At 66.6% G+C, this 15,318-nt stretch carries 16 protein-coding genes and 1 tRNA gene; 8 read left to right on the top strand and 9 right to left on the bottom strand.

The genetic code is table 11. The features are described from left to right. Positions 1-97 precede the first annotated feature (97 nt). From HJC40_RS17095 to HJC40_RS17080, 6 genes are all read right to left on the bottom strand, one after another. Positions 98-442, bottom strand: a complete 345-nt coding sequence (locus tag HJC40_RS17095) for an Lsr2 family protein (RefSeq protein ID WP_250002106.1) — start codon at positions 440-442, stop codon at positions 98-100. Positions 443-723: 281 nt separating this feature from the next. Then, complete coding sequence (locus HJC40_RS45295) at positions 724-846, bottom strand: hypothetical protein (protein ID WP_284043321.1); 123 nt, start codon at positions 844-846, stop codon at positions 724-726. Between the two features lie 27 nt (positions 847-873). Then, positions 874-1,245: a hypothetical protein gene (locus HJC40_RS17090; protein WP_250002105.1), complete on the bottom strand. Its 372-nt coding sequence runs from the start codon at positions 1,243-1,245 to the stop codon at positions 874-876. A gap of 98 nt (positions 1,246-1,343) precedes the next feature. Next, positions 1,344-1,472 (bottom strand): CPCC family cysteine-rich protein, encoded by a 129-nt coding sequence (locus HJC40_RS46615; RefSeq protein WP_374272169.1) that lies wholly within the window; start codon positions 1,470-1,472, stop codon positions 1,344-1,346. Positions 1,473-1,502: 30 nt separating this feature from the next. Further along, entirely contained in the window at positions 1,503-4,121 is a 2,619-nt protein-coding gene (locus tag HJC40_RS17085) for a calcium-binding protein (RefSeq protein ID WP_250002104.1), read from the bottom strand. A gap of 407 nt (positions 4,122-4,528) precedes the next feature. Beyond that, positions 4,529-6,145 carry a hypothetical protein gene (locus HJC40_RS17080; protein WP_250002103.1) on the bottom strand — a complete coding sequence of 539 codons (1,617 nt, stop codon included), beginning with the start codon at positions 6,143-6,145 and terminating at the stop codon, positions 4,529-4,531. A 957-nt stretch (positions 6,146-7,102) separates the two neighbouring features. Between HJC40_RS17080 and HJC40_RS17075 the strand changes: the two genes are divergently transcribed. Then, positions 7,103-7,321, top strand: coding sequence for a hypothetical protein (locus HJC40_RS17075; RefSeq protein ID WP_250002102.1), 219 nt, complete (start codon positions 7,103-7,105; stop codon positions 7,319-7,321). Between the two features lie 444 nt (positions 7,322-7,765). On the opposite strand, the gene HJC40_RS17070 is transcribed toward HJC40_RS17075, so the two are convergent. Beyond that, positions 7,766-8,074, bottom strand: a complete 309-nt coding sequence (locus tag HJC40_RS17070; protein ID WP_250002101.1) for a hypothetical protein — start codon at positions 8,072-8,074, stop codon at positions 7,766-7,768. A gap of 478 nt (positions 8,075-8,552) precedes the next feature. Here HJC40_RS17070 and HJC40_RS17065 point away from each other — a divergent pair, with 478 nt between their 5' ends. From HJC40_RS17065 to HJC40_RS17040, 6 genes are all read left to right on the top strand, one after another. After that, entirely contained in the window at positions 8,553-8,783 is a 231-nt protein-coding gene (locus tag HJC40_RS17065; RefSeq protein ID WP_250002100.1) for a hypothetical protein, read from the top strand. Between the two features lie 112 nt (positions 8,784-8,895). Then, positions 8,896-8,967 (top strand) — tRNA-Lys (locus HJC40_RS17060). A gap of 251 nt (positions 8,968-9,218) precedes the next feature. Beyond that, on the top strand, positions 9,219-9,554 hold the full coding sequence (locus HJC40_RS17055) for an SAV_915 family protein (RefSeq protein ID WP_250002099.1): 336 nt from the start codon (positions 9,219-9,221) through the stop codon (positions 9,552-9,554). Beyond that, positions 9,554-9,835, top strand: coding sequence for a hypothetical protein (locus HJC40_RS17050; RefSeq protein WP_250002098.1), 282 nt, complete (start codon positions 9,554-9,556; stop codon positions 9,833-9,835). The genes HJC40_RS17055 and HJC40_RS17050 overlap by 1 nt, the downstream gene beginning before the upstream one ends. Next, the gene (locus HJC40_RS17045) at positions 9,835-10,992 is read left to right on the top strand and encodes a WXG100 family type VII secretion target (RefSeq protein ID WP_250002097.1); all 1,158 of its coding nucleotides are present in this window, start codon (positions 9,835-9,837) and stop codon (positions 10,990-10,992) included. The genes HJC40_RS17050 and HJC40_RS17045 overlap by 1 nt, the downstream gene beginning before the upstream one ends. A gap of 23 nt (positions 10,993-11,015) precedes the next feature. Continuing rightward, on the top strand, positions 11,016-11,819 hold the full coding sequence (locus HJC40_RS17040) for a hypothetical protein (RefSeq protein WP_250002096.1): 804 nt from the start codon (positions 11,016-11,018) through the stop codon (positions 11,817-11,819). A gap of 861 nt (positions 11,820-12,680) precedes the next feature. On the opposite strand, the gene HJC40_RS17035 is transcribed toward HJC40_RS17040, so the two are convergent. Together HJC40_RS17035 and HJC40_RS17030 are read right to left on the bottom strand one after the other, a co-directional pair. Beyond that, positions 12,681-14,153: a site-specific integrase gene (locus HJC40_RS17035; protein ID WP_250002095.1), complete on the bottom strand. Its 1,473-nt coding sequence runs from the start codon at positions 14,151-14,153 to the stop codon at positions 12,681-12,683. 13 nt (positions 14,154-14,166) lie between these two features. Next, positions 14,167-14,538, bottom strand: a complete 372-nt coding sequence (locus tag HJC40_RS17030) for an AlpA family transcriptional regulator (protein WP_250002094.1) — start codon at positions 14,536-14,538, stop codon at positions 14,167-14,169. Between the two features lie 302 nt (positions 14,539-14,840). Between HJC40_RS17030 and HJC40_RS17025 the strand changes: the two genes are divergently transcribed. Next, positions 14,841-15,239 (top strand): hypothetical protein, encoded by a 399-nt coding sequence (locus tag HJC40_RS17025; protein WP_250002093.1) that lies wholly within the window; start codon positions 14,841-14,843, stop codon positions 15,237-15,239. Positions 15,240-15,318 lie beyond the last annotated feature (79 nt).

Here is a 15,318-nt window from a genome sequence, read left to right as displayed (position 1 = left end):
CTGGCTTGACAGAGAGCGCGGTCTCGTCAAACGGTTTGGTCGGGGCGGTGCGGGCCGGTTGCGGTATTCGCAGCGGCCCTTGGCGAAACGTTCGTGGTCAACGCTTGGCGTGGAAGGCCTCGACGATGGAGGACGGGATTCGTCCTCGTTCCGAGACCTCGTACCCGTTCTTGCTGGCCCATGCCCGGATGGCCTGATTTTGGTCCCGGTTCGCCCGGGCCGGTGCCGCCGCTGGGCGCGTGGCTGCGCGGCCGTTCCCGGCGGTGCGGGAGATTTTGGACGCGACCGTCAGGTAGGGGTCGAGCGCCTTGCGGAGCTTGCCGGCGTTCTTTTCCGAGAGGTCGATGGTGTAATTGACGCCGTCGAGTCCGAACTCGATCGTGTGGTCAGCGTCGCCTCCATCGAGGTCGTCGGTCAGCACTGTGATGGTTTGCTTAGCCATGCTTCCTACTCTCTGAAATGGTGGGATTACCAGGCGGTTGATGCGTCGCCACGGTCAAACATAGCCGCCGCATCTCATTCATGGCGAAAGGTATTGGCGGAAACATCGCACTGTTCTGCTCACACCCCAAAGGACCGGTTTTCGAGGTCTGCTGCCGAGGATCGAACCCAGGACGATGTCGAAGCCGTTCATCTCCCACGACGTGGGTTGAGGTAGTCCATGAACCCGAGGGCGTTCTGCGGGTTGTTTGGCTCCCGGGGGGGGTGCCGTCAACCGGTCAGTCACTTGACGAGGTCGCCGACCGTCACCGGCTTACAGACGATGGCGTTGAACTCGTACTCCGACGGCGTCGGGCAGTATCCCCCCGGCGGCAGGACTGCGACCAGCGTCGACTTCAATCGCACGTCAGCGCAGGTGGCGAAGCCCCCGGCTCAGAGCGGATGACCGCCCGCAAACGCGTGGTAGACGCCCGGTGCTACCTCGTTCGCGGTCAGCCATCCCATCAGGTAGGAGTCGCGGTCGAGTCCGGTCAAGATCTCTTCGTAAACGGTGACAGCCGCACCCGTCAACCGGCCCACCAGCGTCGCCCGGAATCGCTCCGTCGGCGGTGTCCATACCGACACCACGCCCGATCCGCCAAGCACGAACATGACCTCGGACTCAATCGGAAGCTGCCTATCCGGAGCCAACCTCCGCCGCATGGCGTTGAAACGACCGAACAGTTCGACGCAGGCCGGGTCCAAACTCACCTCCGCCTGCGGCACCTGCTCCGGGCGCAGCCGAGACTGCTTCAGACGGCGCATCTGCCGCCACCGCGGTCGTCGTCGATGAAAGTCCACGCTGGCATCGTGGCCCATCGAGCCAATCAGCCCAACCACCGTTAGTACGTGCCGCGGCTGGGTCAGTCCGGGCCTGGGCCGTCCATCACCTCGTCCGCATCCGAGTCATCCCGGCCATCATCCTCCCAAGAGCACACCGGGCAGATCTTGAATCCGCCGCGCTCGGCAAGCGCCTCTCGCGGCGGCCGGATCTATCGCCCTGACGTGTTGTGGTAGTTCGTTCAATTTTGGCCGCTCGCGCTCAGCACGGTGAACGTGGGCAGTGTTGCGATGCCGGATAGGCCTCGGTCGGCGGTTCTGTAGGAGCCGTCTGGCGCTATGTAGTAGATGCGCTGGCGGCCGATCTTGTCGGTGACATACAGGCTGTTCACTCGCCAGACACCGGGTGTCATGCCTTGACGCACCGTGCCTACGAGTTCCCAAAGGCCATCCGCTGTTGGCGGGGCGACGGGGTCAAGTCGGCTTTGCGCGCCGATAGTGCCACCACCGACGGTTCCGCCGGTGCGGATACCGGCCCAGACGTTGGCCACGCCACTGAGGTCATCGGCCGCGCGCACCCGCAGCCGGATGGTGCGGTCGGCGCTGTTGTCCACCGGAACGTAGTCCACGTATTCGCCGTATGTCGTGTCTACCGTCGGCAGCTGTTGGTCCGACTGCCCGGTGACGGTCAACGGCGGCAGCCAGGTCCCGCCGTCGGGTTGGACGGTACGTGTGTGGCCGACCCGGTCTGTGGCGTCGATGCGGCTGACGGTCCAGGTCCCGGCCGGTAGGTATGCCGGCAGCACACCGGTTAGCTGCCACAAACCATCGGTCGAGGTGCCGGAAATCGGCGTCCGTGAGCTCAGCGTGATCGTGGGCGCGTCGAGTCCCTCGCCGCGGAGGATGGCGCTGAGCTGGGTGGCACCGCTGAGGTCGTCGGTGACAGGCAGCCGCAGAGCCAGGGGTCGATCAGTGCTGTTGTTCAGCGTGGTCTCGGTCATCCAGACGCCGGCCGCGACGTCCACCACCGGGGCCTCGACGTCGGAGACACCGCTGACCAGCAGCGGTGGTAGCAGGACAGTGCCCGTTTCGGTGGTGCTGCCTTGGACGGTGTTCATCGTGGTGTAGGTGCCATTGGCCGCCACGGTATACCTGGTGTAGTGGCTGGCCCAGTCCTGCAGATAGATCTCCTGCAATGTCCAGAATCCGACGGCCGTGTGGGCGGGGACGGTCGCCCGCATCTCGAATATGCCGTCGTTGATGCGGCCGGTAACCAGCGGCGCGGTCAGCTGGCCGGGGGGCAGCCGGGCGCTGCTCCAGCCGACGGACAGAGCGGGGGCCTGGGGATCAGGGCTGCGTAGCTTCATGGTCACGTACATGAGTCCGCTGCGATCGTCAGTGACGTGGGCGCGAGCCCGAATCATGATGTCAGCGGCGTTGTTCACGGCCGGCTCGGTGATCCATTGCAGCGTCGAGAAGTCGATGGCCGGCGCTTCGTTGTCGGTGCAGAGGTCGACATCGGGGCTGGGGACGCAGGTATCCAAGACTGGGGTGGGCACTGTCGGGGGTTGCGTCGGCGCCGGAACCACGGTCGGCTCTACAGCCGGGCTAGACGGCAGCTCTGCCGGAGTGGGAGTGGGCGGCTCCGAGACCGGAGCTACGGACGGTATCGGCGAAGAGGCAGGTACAGGTTCAGACGTGAAGGTCGGCGCCACGTTCGAAGGCAGCGGAAGCGGCGAGGCAATGGGAAGGGGCTCAATCGGCGGCCCTGTCGGGGTGTCGACCGGCGTCGTGGCGACCGGCGTGGGCGTGGTGGCGACCGGCGTGGGCGTCGTGGCGACCGGCGCCGGCGTGGTGGCGACCGGCGCCGGCGTGGTGGCGACCGGCGCCGGCGTGGTGGCGACCGGCGCTGGCCAGCCGGCGCAGGTCCCACTGCAACTGTCGGACCCCCCTCCACCGACCATGCGGTCACTACCTCCACCGGGAAGAAGTTGGTCGTTTCCGGCCCCGCCGTTCAGCGTGTCGTTGCCGGGACCGCCGCTGAGCAGGTCTCCGCCGCCTCCGCCGTCAAGAGAGTCGTTACCCAGTCCACCGGCGAGCTTGTCGTTACCTGGCCCACCGGCCAGTCTGTCGTTGCCGGCTCCCCCGTCGACAGCGTCACTGCCGGCGCCGCCGCTCACCCGGTCGTCGCCGGACCCGCCGTTGACCACGTCGTTACCTGCTCCGCCAAGGATGACGTTGACAGAGACGGAGCCCAGCAGGATGTCGTGGCCAGCTCCGCCGGCGAGGTTCTCGACGCCGACACCGATCCGGTCGTTCTCGCCAGCGCTGCCGGCGGGCGTCTGCCCGGACAGGCTCACCTTCACCGCGAGAGCGTGGTCGGCGTAGGAGACGGTGTCGGTGCCGGATCCGCCGCTCATGAGATCCGCGCCGCGGCCGCCGACCATGATGTCGTTGCCGGCACCGCCGGTCAGGGTGTCGTTGCCGGTGCCACCGATCAGCGTGTCCGCCCCTCCGGCTCCGATGAGCTTGTCGGCACCGGATCCGCCGTCGAGGACGACATTGCCCGGCGAGCTGATGAGGATGTCGTTGCCGCCGAGACCGCAGACGACTTCTTGGGCGTGGGTGGCGCGGAGCCGGTCGTTGCCTTTTGTGCCGATGACGGTGCATGCCCGGCCGTTGGAAGCGGCAGGGGTGGCTGCTGTGGCAGCTGGTGCCCACAGCACCATGAGGCTGAGTACGACCACAGCTACCAGTCCGGCGTGCGCAACAGAAGAGCTCATTCTCGCCCTGCCGATGCCGGGTGTCTTCCCTGCAACATCGGTCGACCGGTCACCCGCCATCTGCGCCAACTGCTTCATACCGACAGAGTGCGTCAGCTTAGGCGACCGAGTCGGCGCAATAAGCAAACTAAGCCGAGCCTCGCCTCGGCCCCGTCGCTAGGCCCGATGACGCTCGGTGGGCCGTCATCCTCAGCGTCGACGCCCTCGGCGGCATCGCCTTGCGCGGCTGCGGCCACGCCGACTGCAAAGCGGCCCGGACCGTGCGCCGGCTCACCTGGTTATTTGCCGGCCATCGCCGCACCGACATGCCCGCGTGAAAGTCCCGCCGAATCGCTGCGAACAGGTCAAACTTCGACATCAGCAGGCATTTGGCGAACTCCCGAGTGAAGGCTCGTCGTCGGGCTGAGATCCCTGTCGATCGCCGCGCGTGGTCAGCCGGCGCGTCAAATCGTCGGGCTCCTCTTCCCGTACGGCCACTTCCCTGATCAGGCGTGGCCGACTTGGGGCCAGGGCCAGATGAACGTCTTGACGTGGGTGTCAGTGGCGGCGGTCTCGAAGGCGCCGGTGCCCACGTCGAGGCGAAAGACGCACGTCAGAAACTCGCCCCCGCCGTTGATGGTCAGGCCGGTCGTCAGCAACAGGTGATCCGGGTCTTCCCAGACCGGACGGACCCGGTGATCGACCACGCTGGGCTCGGGCGTCCGGTAGGTGCGGGACTCGCCGCTGTCCTGGACAGTGATGCGCTCCTGGGCAGAGAACGAGCGCCCGCAGTCATAGGCGGCATAGTGCCAGTGCGGTGGCGCCAGCGGACCCTCCCAGCCACTGACCGGCGCCCGCTCCCGAGCCGGCCGGGGCGCCGCATCCCCGGCCGTCCAGCACATCTCGTCCGGGTAGGCGACGTTTGGACGGAACCAGACGGTGTCCGTGCTTACCCCACTGATCCGCAGATCCACATTCGAGTCGATCGGGAGGGCGTGCCGGGTTCCGGTAGGGAGGTCGATCAGGTGCAGGCGGTTCACGCCGCGCCGCCCGCGACCGAGCTCGTGCGCAGCGAGCACCGTACCGTCCGGGCTGACCTTGAAGTCGGCCCGGAGCGGGCCTAACTCGACGACGCTGCCGTCCCATTTCACGTACGCGGCCCGTTCGTGCCGCGTGAGCTCGACGATGTGGTCACCCGCCACCACCACGCCGCCAGCTACTTCGCAGGCGGTGAACGGGTCGTTTATCGGGCAGGGGCTTACGGTGACGTACCGGTCGTCGCGCCACACCACGATGTCGGTGTTGACGTAACCTGGCCGGGGCGGCGCGCCTGCCGGGGGACGACGGCGTATTCCCGCCAGCCTTCGTTCCTCCTGGTGCCTCTCGATCACTGCGTGGAACTCGAGATCCTCCGCCGAGGGCTCCCTCGGCTCCGCCTCCACCGGCGCGTCCGGCTCCGGAAGCTCGTCGGAGACACCAGTCAGGATCACCATCTCGTTCGTGTGCTCCACCAGCAGGTGCTCACCGGGCAGAGCAGTCACGATCGCTGAGGCGCTCAGCTGCAACGCCTCGGCCAGCTCGTCCACGGTCGTCTCCAGGCGGCCGTCCGGCGTCCAGCTCACCACCGCGTACACGTCCTCGGCGACCTCCCCACCCCACTCGAGCGGACCGCGGATCAGCCATCGCGGCAGCCGTACGGCCTCGGGCCAGAACCGCGCCACCCAGATATCGCCCTCGTCGTCGGCCGGGCGCCGGCACACCCGCACCCGGTAGAAGCCCGGCGGGCCGAGCTCCAGCCCGCTGTACGGGCTGCCGTTGGTAGTCGTGGTCAGGCCGACCCTGCCCGACCCGCAGTGATACGGCATCTCGAACACGTCCCGCCACGGTTCAGGCTCCGGCGGCGGGGCGGCGTCGTGGGCCTCGAGCCGGACCCGGTGGAACCCGCTGAGAGCGTTGAGCTGGAGCCACCCATCGCCGGCCCGGCCAACCGTGCCCCACATCGGGCCGGCGTCCTCACCCAGCAACGGCGCCCGGATCAAATGCTCGGGCCCGTCAGTCACGGCGTCCCGAATGAGGATGCTGCTGAACTCGGGGCTGTACTCGTCCTCGTACAGTTCCCTCATCAATGCCACAAAACGACCTTAACGACCGTCCGGCGTCCGGCCCAGCCGATGCCGAAACTGGTCCTGGGTCAAGGCGTCCTCGCTTGGAGACCACCCGGCTCGGCGAAGAACCGGTGGTCGTGGCCGGGTCGGCGGGCGCCTCGGAGAGGCCGGCATAGCTTTCGACCAGGTCGCCGATGATCCAGTCGACCAGGCCGGCGTCGAGGGTTTCGTCGGCGCCGATCGCGCACCCAGGTCCCATGTGTGGATCACCGTCTCGGCGGTGCGCACTGCCAGCAGTTGCGCGCCGTCGACCGGGCCCAGCGAGTCGTCGACCGGCCGCCCGAGAGCACCGGCCTCGGCCAACACCGCTGCGCACGTGGTTGTCGAGCGGGTGAACGCGCCAACCGGGTCCGAGCCCAGCGCGTCCGCGTCGCGCAGCGTTAAGCACAGGCGGCAGCAACGGACAGCCATGTGATGCCATGCCAGTGATCGTCGTAGGACCATCTGGTCAAGAACACTGGAGGTAGTCATGCCGCGCCGGTCTCCATGAGAGATCGGGTCTTTGCTGCCTCGGCGACGCCGATACGGTCGACCGCCAGCGATCCGAGGATTGTCGGCGTCGGCCAACCGTCAAATCGCTGCGTTCGAGCAAGTCAACGGACTCTGCCCGGGCGAGGTGGCACACACGCGTTTCGTAGAAGCGATTCGGCACGGGTCGAACGAGGACCGTCACACGGCCTTCTCCTGGCGGGCTGGCCAGGTCCCGGCCGGTGGGTGCGCATGACCTTCAGTGACGCATTGCTACCATTGGCCGGGAACCCGTCCCCCTACCTCCACGCTGGCAACCAGCAGCTCAGCGGCAAGGCGATCATCCGAAGAACCAGCCTGTAGTTCACGGAGGTACGCCCGGCTCTTGCCTGGTCCAGCCTGTTCACCCGACTTGCTTGAATCGAACATACGTACTAAATTCGGTTGATGGTGGAACGCGTCGAGCACCGGTTCAACCGTAAATACCATGACGGCCGCCGCGACATCTACCTGCACCGCACCCGTACCGGCTGGCAAGTCGTCGGCCGGATCGGCGGCGCTGACGGCACTCACATCACCCATGACTTCGGCACCGAGGCCGATGCCCGCACCATGCTCGGGCGGATGCGCGAGTCCGCGCCGGACGGGAAGATGACTGGGCGCTGATGCCCACGCCACCAAGACGATGACCAGCCAACCAGATTCCGTCGCGTCAACAGCGCTTTGGACGTGCCACTCTCCGGTCGTCGACCTGCCGTGCTGAACCCCCTACGGCCGGCCGTCGCCAGGACACAGTCTGACGATCAGGAGCTGGCCAGGCCGGCAGGGATTCGGCGTAGGTCAGCGATGATTCGCGGCTACTTACCCTGCGCATCGGGCATCGTCAACACCGGCGAGACCAAACCCAATGACCTGTTACCGCTGCTGCTCGAATCTGCGAGAAGTTCTTCTCCCGCACCAGCGCGGCGACTCGCGAGAAAGTCGACGACCTTCTACTCGCCCGCCACATCACCGGCGGCACCCGCTGGCTCGTCGACATGCTCGCCCTGAGTCGTCTCCGCCTGCAAGACCCGCTTTCACCCAGCAATCCACCGCCAGCACCGAACGTGCTCACCAGCGAAATCGTGCCTCATCGCCGTCAATCCGCAGAAGAAACTCCGTGATCGCGGCACTCCCGTCGGCCGGCTCAAGAGCTAGCCCCGCAGCATGGACTGCTTCATCGGCTGCGATCGCAGCATCGGTATCACCGCTCAGCCAGGCAGCCCGTGATCGCTCAAACAGCGGCTTCATGTCTGCCCATCCCGACCCCGGCAGGAACCTGCAGTCAGACCAGAACATGTCCTGACTCTCGAAGACCAGGGTCCCAATCAGCCGGTCGCCTTGCTTCAACTCCCAGCTCTTCAGCGTCGCATCGCCCACGCCACACAGTATCTCCAGACGCCGATGACGCCGATTTCAGACCAGGGTCAACTTGCGGTCTCCAAGCCCATCAGCTCTGCAAGATCAGTCGTACTTGCCTCTGCACTTCGGCGAGTACCCCGACACCCTGCAAGGAAGCGAACTGCTCTGCCATCACCCTGGCCGCCTCGAACCGAACAACTTCCCGCGCATGTGGCCGCGATACTGCCCCTAGCGGACCTGCTCGACCGGCCCCACCCGGGATGAGCACGGAGCAACCCTGCGCCCCGCGAAGACCTCCCTGGCCCAGCGCCCGCCCTTCGCGGGCAGCAGTCACAGCCACGACGAGGTGCAGCACACGACATCCGGACCAAGGCGCCAGCTAACAACCCGCAGCCGAAGCATCCGGCACAACGGCATCTGAGGCCCTCAGCGAAAGCATCCCAAGGCCTCCGCTTGGCCGCCCCACTGACCGCACTGACAGGACTCACCTCCGGCGGTGCAACCATCGGCGCGATCGGGGTTCTGGAACGAATACACCGCCGAACGGGCCATCACCGCGTTCCTGTGCTTGGTCACTGGGCTCAGCCTCGGCATCAGCGTCTCCACCGCTCTCGACCGCCGCATCCACGACACCCCGTGGCTCAGACTCACCGCGGTCGCCGCCTTCCTTCTCCTCGCCTGTGGCATCACCATCGCCCGCCGCAACCTCGCCCTCGACGCCGCGTAGCGATACCGAACCCGGCACCCACACCAGCGCGCCAAGCCTCTGAGCTGCAATAACGCCTCAGGACCGTATACCTGTACATCAACGCCGGCCACCGCAGGTACTCTATGATCGCGGGCCGCTAGCTCAATGGCAGAGCTGTGGACTTTTAATCCATAGGTTCGGGGTTCGAGTCCCCGGCGGCCCACCTCCTGACCTGGATAAATAGCCGTACGTAACGGTGGATGTTCGCGCCATCTGTGTTGATGGAGCAACCACGAGCAACCACGAGCAACCACCGGCTGCTATCCAGGCAGGCCGCCGGAGGATGCCAGCTCCTGCCGGCTGAACGGCTGATTGAGCACTTTTCTTGTTCAACTGTGTCGGGCGCTTCTTGCGCCGTGGCATCGAGTTGATCGTGAGGCCACTCGCTGTGATGGCTGTCGTAGACTGCCGTCTATGGCAGCGGGGTACGGCGAGGCGACACAGGTTGACGGAGATGCCGAGGGTTTCCGGCCGGTTGCGTTTCCACCCGTCGTTTATGTGCCTTGCGCTCCGATTCGCGACGCGGACAGCGAGCTGGTGGTGGACCTGCGGCGCACCCGAGACGGACGGATGGCGCTGCTGGTGTATTCGGCTCTCGACCGTTTGGTGGGCTGCTGCGGGCCGGCGCAGCCGTGGACGTTGGTCGCCTCCACCAGTCTTGAGGAACTCCGGCTCGCCACCGGATTCGAGCTGGTATTGATGGACCTGGACATTCCTGACGAGTACCGGTACACCGGAGCGGCGGCCTGATGGCTGACGGTACCGACGTCAACCTCGACGTTCTGGCCGCACTCGCCACGCGGCTCGAGGCTGCCGGTGACGACCTCGACGTGGCCGGGAACGGTGCGCCGGGGGCGCCGGACGCGGGTGACTTCACAGCGGTGCTGGCCGACGTCGTGGCGCATCTGACCGACGGCGCGAGCACGGTGGTGCTCGGGCTAAAGGAGGCCGCAGCGCGGGTGGAGCAGTCCCGCGACGGGTACGCCAAGCAGGACGCCGCCGCAGCCGCCGATCTACAGGGACTGTTTTAATGATCGAGACGCGCCTCGACGGGGATCCGGGCAGCATCCGCGCCAGCGCCGACTGGCTCAAGGTTCAGCTTGCCGCTCGGCTCGACCGGTCGGTCACGGACATGTTCGCGGCCCGCGATGACGCCGGCAGCGGATGGCAAGGTGACGCCGGGCCCGGCTTCGCCGACCGGATGGACACCGCCGGGCGCAAGAGCGACAAGCTGCGCGCCGACGTCGAGACGGCGGCGCAGGGCCTGCACCGCTACGCCGACGATCTGACGACTGCGCAGGCCGGCATGGAACGCGCCCGCGCCATCGCCCGGGAAGGTGGCCTGCAACTGGCCGGCACCACCATCCTCGATCCAGGCCCGGCACCCGCCGTCGTCACACTGCCCACCGACGGTGTGCCGACACCGCAGATGGTGACCGCGCACAACGACTCGGTCGCCGCGCTGAACGACCACCAAGCCAAGGCCAACGCCTACCTGCTGGCCAAACAGGAAGCCGACCGGTCCAACGGCATCAAGGCCGCTGCTCAGGCCATCGCTAAGAACATGGTCGACGACGTCAAGAGCAAGCCGGTCCTGCTGTTCGGCGACTTCGTTAACGGGACGGCCGGCGCCGCGCTCGGCGCGCACACCAGCGTCCTCAAGAAGCACCACGCTGGGCTGATGGACGACGTCAAGCGACTCGAGCAGCATTACCTCAAGACTCCCGGCGGGACCAAGGCGTCCAAAGAGCTCATCGAGGCCGGTTACAAGCGGTTCCAGGACGCCGACGATGTCGCCCGCCGAACGTCGTCACTGACCCGCCGAGTAGGTAGCAAACTCCCCGTCATCGGCGCCGGCCTGACTGTGGCCGGCATTGGCTACGACATTCACAACGGGAAACCGCCCGGCAAGGCCATCATCAGCGGGGCGGGCGGCATGGGCGCGTCCATCGTGGCCGGCATGGCGATCGGCGCAGCCGGCGGACCCATCGGGATCGTGGGCGGCGCCCTGGTCGGCACCGCAGCTGGCCTCGTCGCCAGCGGCGCCCTCGACTGGGGCTACGACCAACTCCCGGACGGCGCAAAGAAGGCGATCGAGGACGGCGTCGCAGAAGTCGGCAATGCCGTCGGCGACGCCGGTGAGGCTGTCGGCGACAGCGCCAAGAAGGTTTGGAACTCCATCTTCTGACGGCTCTTTTCACGGACGGACGTATGCAGCCCAACCCGATTCACGCCCCGGCACCCGAAGGATGGCCACGCCCGAAGCGGTCCGCCCGCCTCGTGTTCGCGGTCGGCTACCTCGGCCTGTTCGCCCTCGGCATGTTCGCCGGCTCGGCCTGGGCCGTCTATACCGACCAGATCGGTGCCGCCGTCCTGCTCCTCTTCGGCGGGCTCGGATTCGGCCACCTCGCCGGACTCGCTGCCGGACAACTCCGCCTGCCTCAGGGCGAGGGACGCGCCACGACCGGCACCACCGACGACGGCGAGATCGGCTTGACCTACACCTACGCCCGCGCGCCGTATTACTGGTTGATCACCACTCTCGCCCTGGTCACGCTCGCCTCCCTCGGTGTGACCGCGCTGGGGCTCCTCGCAGCGGAGACGGCCGGCTGGGTCGTCGCTGCCATCGCTGCAGCCAGTGCAGGGTGGCTGCTCTGGCTCCTCATCCTCGTCGTCCGCCTGGCGCCGGGCCGTGTCGTCCTCACGCCGACCGGGGTCTATCACCGCTCCCTGACTTTCGAACACTTCGTCCCGTGGTGGGCCGTCACCGAAGTGGTGGCCGATCAAGAGGCCCACCCAGTGATCGCCGTCAAGGCGTACCCGTCGGAAGGCACACGACGATCCGGGCGCTTCGGTACCTACGAGGGCCGGTACCTGCCCATCATGGTGATCCGCTCCTATCGGCTCGGCGCCAACACCTTGCCCGCCTTCCAAGCCCTCCACCACTACTTCCACAACGCCGACCAGCGGGCACAGCTGTCCGCCCCGCCTCGTACATTTAACAATGAGGCGTGACAAAGGCACACGCGAATGCCTACCTTTCAGCTACGTGGCATTAACCGTCTTGGGTCCGCTCGCATGGACAACGCTGGCCTGGATACTCGCCGCAACGCTGCGTAGTACGTCTTTTTGCGGAGATTCGGGCAGGCAGTTGCCAGCGGCATGTGACGCTCCTATCCGCCGCCCTGCCCGAAACGGTGATTGCCGGCGCTTCGACGAACAGGACGGTCACGAGTCAGCTCCTACAGCGATCGCCAGGCCGACGAGCCCTAGAACGGTCAAGGTCACAGCCGCCAAGAGCAGCCAACGGATAAGGGTCGGATAGGGCCGACTGAAGTAGACGCCTGAACCGCAGACACCTCCGACTGCACACGCGAGCGTCGGTTCGAGCCGATCCCCGCCGGCTTGGCCCCAGACGATGAGCAGTACAGCGAAGATGCCGAGGAGGACACAGACGCTTGCAATCGTCGAGCGCAGGTTCCAATACGCAGTCCGCTGAAGCTCGCCGACAGCGTCTTGGTACTTCGCCGCCGTCGCCTCACGTCCCTGAGGGATGCCGCGTCGGACTTTGGACCTGCGCTTGCTCACCATGCCGAGCACGGTAGCGATCGACAGAGATCGTTTCTGCCCGGGCGACACCTTCCAGATGGGAAAGATTTCCCGGGCTCACGGAACCCACCAGCTACTCGCGGCCGAAGGTGCTGGACCGCGGCTGGCTCGGCGGCGCCGGAGCCCTTCGCCGGCTTCCTCTTCGTCCTTCCGTGCTTGGTGGTCCTTTTCTATCTCAGGGCGAGTTTCAGCAGCCGTAGCCAGCGCCGCCGGTGAACTGTCCTGCGCCTACGCCTTGACTGGTGGCCACCGATGTTCACCTTCGGCTCAGGCGGCGGGCAGCTGACGGCGGGGGACCAGGGCGGCCGCCGCCTCTGCCTTGTCGCGCTCGACTTCTAGTTCGGCGATGACCGAGGTGTAGATGTCCCCGGTGACCGTGATGGTGGAATGCCCGAGCAGGGCTTGGACGTCTTTGAGATCGGCGCCGGCGGCTTTAAGGAACGTCGCGGCGCAGTGCCGTAAGTCGTGCAGCCGGATCGGAGGTAGGTGGGAGTCGCGGACGAGTTTGTCGAAGCGTTTGGTGACGGCGTCGGGATGCCATTTCTGGCCGTCGGGGCGGACGAAGAAGAATCCGTGGTTCGGCCACTGGGGGCCGCTGACCAGTTGCCAGCTGGCCCGGCGGGCGAGGTAGGACCGCCAGGCGGTGACGGTGAAGCTGTCGAGGGCGAAGGTGCGGTTACCGGCTTCGGACTTGACTTTCTTGTCGACTGGTTTGTATCCGTCGGTGGTGCGTTGTAGGTCGACGGTGGCCACGGCGGTGTCGAGGTCGACGGTTGAGTCGCGCAGGCCGAGGGCTTCTCCGCGGCGCATACCGCGGTGCAGAATCCCGACGAACAATGGGTAGAGGACGATGTCGTGGGCTTCGGCGTAGTCGAGGAACGCCCCAGCCTGTGGGGGTGTCCACACCATGACGGGGCTGGGCTGTTCACCGGTGTCCCGCCAGCGTTGGACGGCCTTGTCGGTCCAGACGCGGGCTTTGGGCCGCGGTGCTGAGGGTAGTTCGACGTGGGCGGCGGGGTTGAAGTCGATCAGCCGGTTGTTGCTGGTGCGGATCGCATCGTTGAGGGCTTTGCGCAGCGTCGCTCGGATGCGTTGCATGGTGGCCGGGCTGGTGGTGCGGGCGGCTTTGACAGAGGCCTGGACGGCAGGGTCTGGGCTTTGCCGGGCCACTTCGACTCCGGTGTTGCGGTCGGCGATCGCGGTGAACATCGGGGCGATGTGCTCGACCCGCAGCCGGCTGAGTTTGATGTCGCCGAGGTGCGGGATCAGGTGGACGCGGATATGGGATCCGTAGCAGCGGATGGTGCCCGGTTCGATGGCCCGGCGGGAGAGCAGCCATTGGGTGAGGTAGTCACCGAGGGTCATGTCGGAGGTGGCGGGTACCCCGGCCCGGACACGTTTAGCGATGGTGTCGCGCTCGGGCAGCGGTCGACCGTACTTGACCTGCTGCAACAGGTCGGCGATTTCGACGGCAAGGCTGGTGTCGTCGCCGGCGAGGTTGAGCAGGGCTATGGCTTTGTCCCGCTCGCCGGCGGCGTCCTCACGGCGGACGAAGCCGCCGCGGCGTAGCTGGCGGCGGGCCCCGTCGGCGCGTGGGGGCAGCTCGAGCTGATAGGCCCACCAGCCGTGGGTCGGGCTCCAGGATCCGCTGGCGCGGCGCAGTTGAGGGCATCGGTTGGCGAGGCGCTTACCGCTGGTGTCGCGGCAGGTACAGCGTTTGAAAACGGATCCTTCCGCCATGATCGGTGACTCCTCAAGGCTGGCCGGGTGGGTACGGGCTGTGGATTTGGTGCGGTTGATCGACGCGTGCCTTCCCCGTGGTGGTCAAGTCCGTGCCGGCCCGTGCCCCGTCCGGGGTTTCCGGGTCGGCAGGCAGGTGGAGTGCTTGCAGAATGGCTGCGACCGGGATGCGGTAACGGCCTCCGAAGCGCAGTACGGGGATGGGGAACTTGTTTCGTTTGACCAGGTCGTAGGCGGTGGCTCGGGACAGCCCGAAGATGTGAGCCGCGGTGGGGATGTCGGTGACCGGGCCGAGGGCACGGATCTGTTCGGCCGTCCAGGGCTGGCCGGCAGGTCCGTCACCGGTGTGCCGTAGGGCTGTGTGAGCGGACGGGTGGAGGGTCATGACGTCAGTACCTTTCCAAGCGTTGCAGGGCGGTTGTGGTTCGCCGGGCGCTTGTGCGGTTTGCCGGGCAATCACGGATAAGGGCGTTGGCCATCGCAGTGCTCGTAGCCGGGTGTCGTTCGGCCGCTGGCGGTGGGCGAGGGGTGGCCGCGAATGGCGGGGCGATGAGCCAACCGGATTTCCGGTGTCGCGCGCTTCCACTTGACCTATACGACGGTCCGGCGGTTCATGGTGGAGCGCCGACAAACCGGTGCCGGCGGTGCATACCGATCGCGCCGTCGCCGTACGTAGATGGAGCAAATATGGACTTGTCGAACCCGCTACCGTCGCAGCCCGCCGACGAGCTGGCCGGGCAGGCGTCAATCACCAGGCCACCCACGCCCGACGTCGCAGACTCACCGATGGCTTCCACCACGTTGGCTGGACTTGCCGATGCGGCACAGCGCGCCGTACAGGCGGTGGAATCCAGTGGGGAATACACACCGCGGGAAGCTGTGATCGCGGTGGAGGCGACCACGGCTGCGCTTCACCGGCTCAGCACAAATTTCGTGCCGTACATCGGTGACTACTCGGCTTTTGGCGCGACAGCGATGGGCCAGGCCAGCGAGTTACTGGGCCGGGCGCGGACGATGCTCAGTGATGCACGGAACCACCTAGTATGGCAGCCGCCATTCGTGATCATGGCTGATTCTCGAGGCTGAGGCGGCGGGGGTAGCGGCTCATCTGGCCCTTGCCTAGTGACGGCGTCGCCGGTTTTACCAGCGCAAACGGTAGGTGATA

The organism is Actinoplanes sp. M2I2 (genome assembly GCF_023544445.1).
In the GTDB taxonomy this organism is placed as follows: Bacteria; Actinomycetota; Actinomycetes; order Mycobacteriales; family Micromonosporaceae; genus Actinoplanes.
Note: the sequence above shows the minus strand (reverse complement) of the source record. Positions and strands in the feature narration are given on the sequence as shown.

Coding starts and splice junctions, on each gene's coding strand:
- HJC40_RS17095 (WP_250002106.1), bottom strand. CDS start 442: ATGGCTAAGCAAACCATCACAGTGCTGACCGACGACCTCGATGGAGGC.
- HJC40_RS17090 (WP_250002105.1), bottom strand. CDS start 1,245: ATGCGCCGTCTGAAGCAGTCTCGGCTGCGCCCGGAGCAGGTGCCGCAG.
- HJC40_RS17085 (WP_250002104.1), bottom strand. CDS start 4,121: ATGAAGCAGTTGGCGCAGATGGCGGGTGACCGGTCGACCGATGTTGCA.
- HJC40_RS17080 (WP_250002103.1), bottom strand. CDS start 6,145: ATGAGGGAACTGTACGAGGACGAGTACAGCCCCGAGTTCAGCAGCATC.
- HJC40_RS17075 (WP_250002102.1), top strand. CDS start 7,103: ATGGTGGAACGCGTCGAGCACCGGTTCAACCGTAAATACCATGACGGC.
- HJC40_RS17055 (WP_250002099.1), top strand. CDS start 9,219: ATGGCAGCGGGGTACGGCGAGGCGACACAGGTTGACGGAGATGCCGAG.
- HJC40_RS17050 (WP_250002098.1), top strand. CDS start 9,554: ATGGCTGACGGTACCGACGTCAACCTCGACGTTCTGGCCGCACTCGCC.
- HJC40_RS17045 (WP_250002097.1), top strand. CDS start 9,835: ATGATCGAGACGCGCCTCGACGGGGATCCGGGCAGCATCCGCGCCAGC.
- HJC40_RS17040 (WP_250002096.1), top strand. CDS start 11,016: ATGCAGCCCAACCCGATTCACGCCCCGGCACCCGAAGGATGGCCACGC.
- HJC40_RS17035 (WP_250002095.1), bottom strand. CDS start 14,153: ATGGCGGAAGGATCCGTTTTCAAACGCTGTACCTGCCGCGACACCAGC.
- HJC40_RS17030 (WP_250002094.1), bottom strand. CDS start 14,538: ATGACCCTCCACCCGTCCGCTCACACAGCCCTACGGCACACCGGTGAC.
- HJC40_RS17025 (WP_250002093.1), top strand. CDS start 14,841: ATGGACTTGTCGAACCCGCTACCGTCGCAGCCCGCCGACGAGCTGGCC.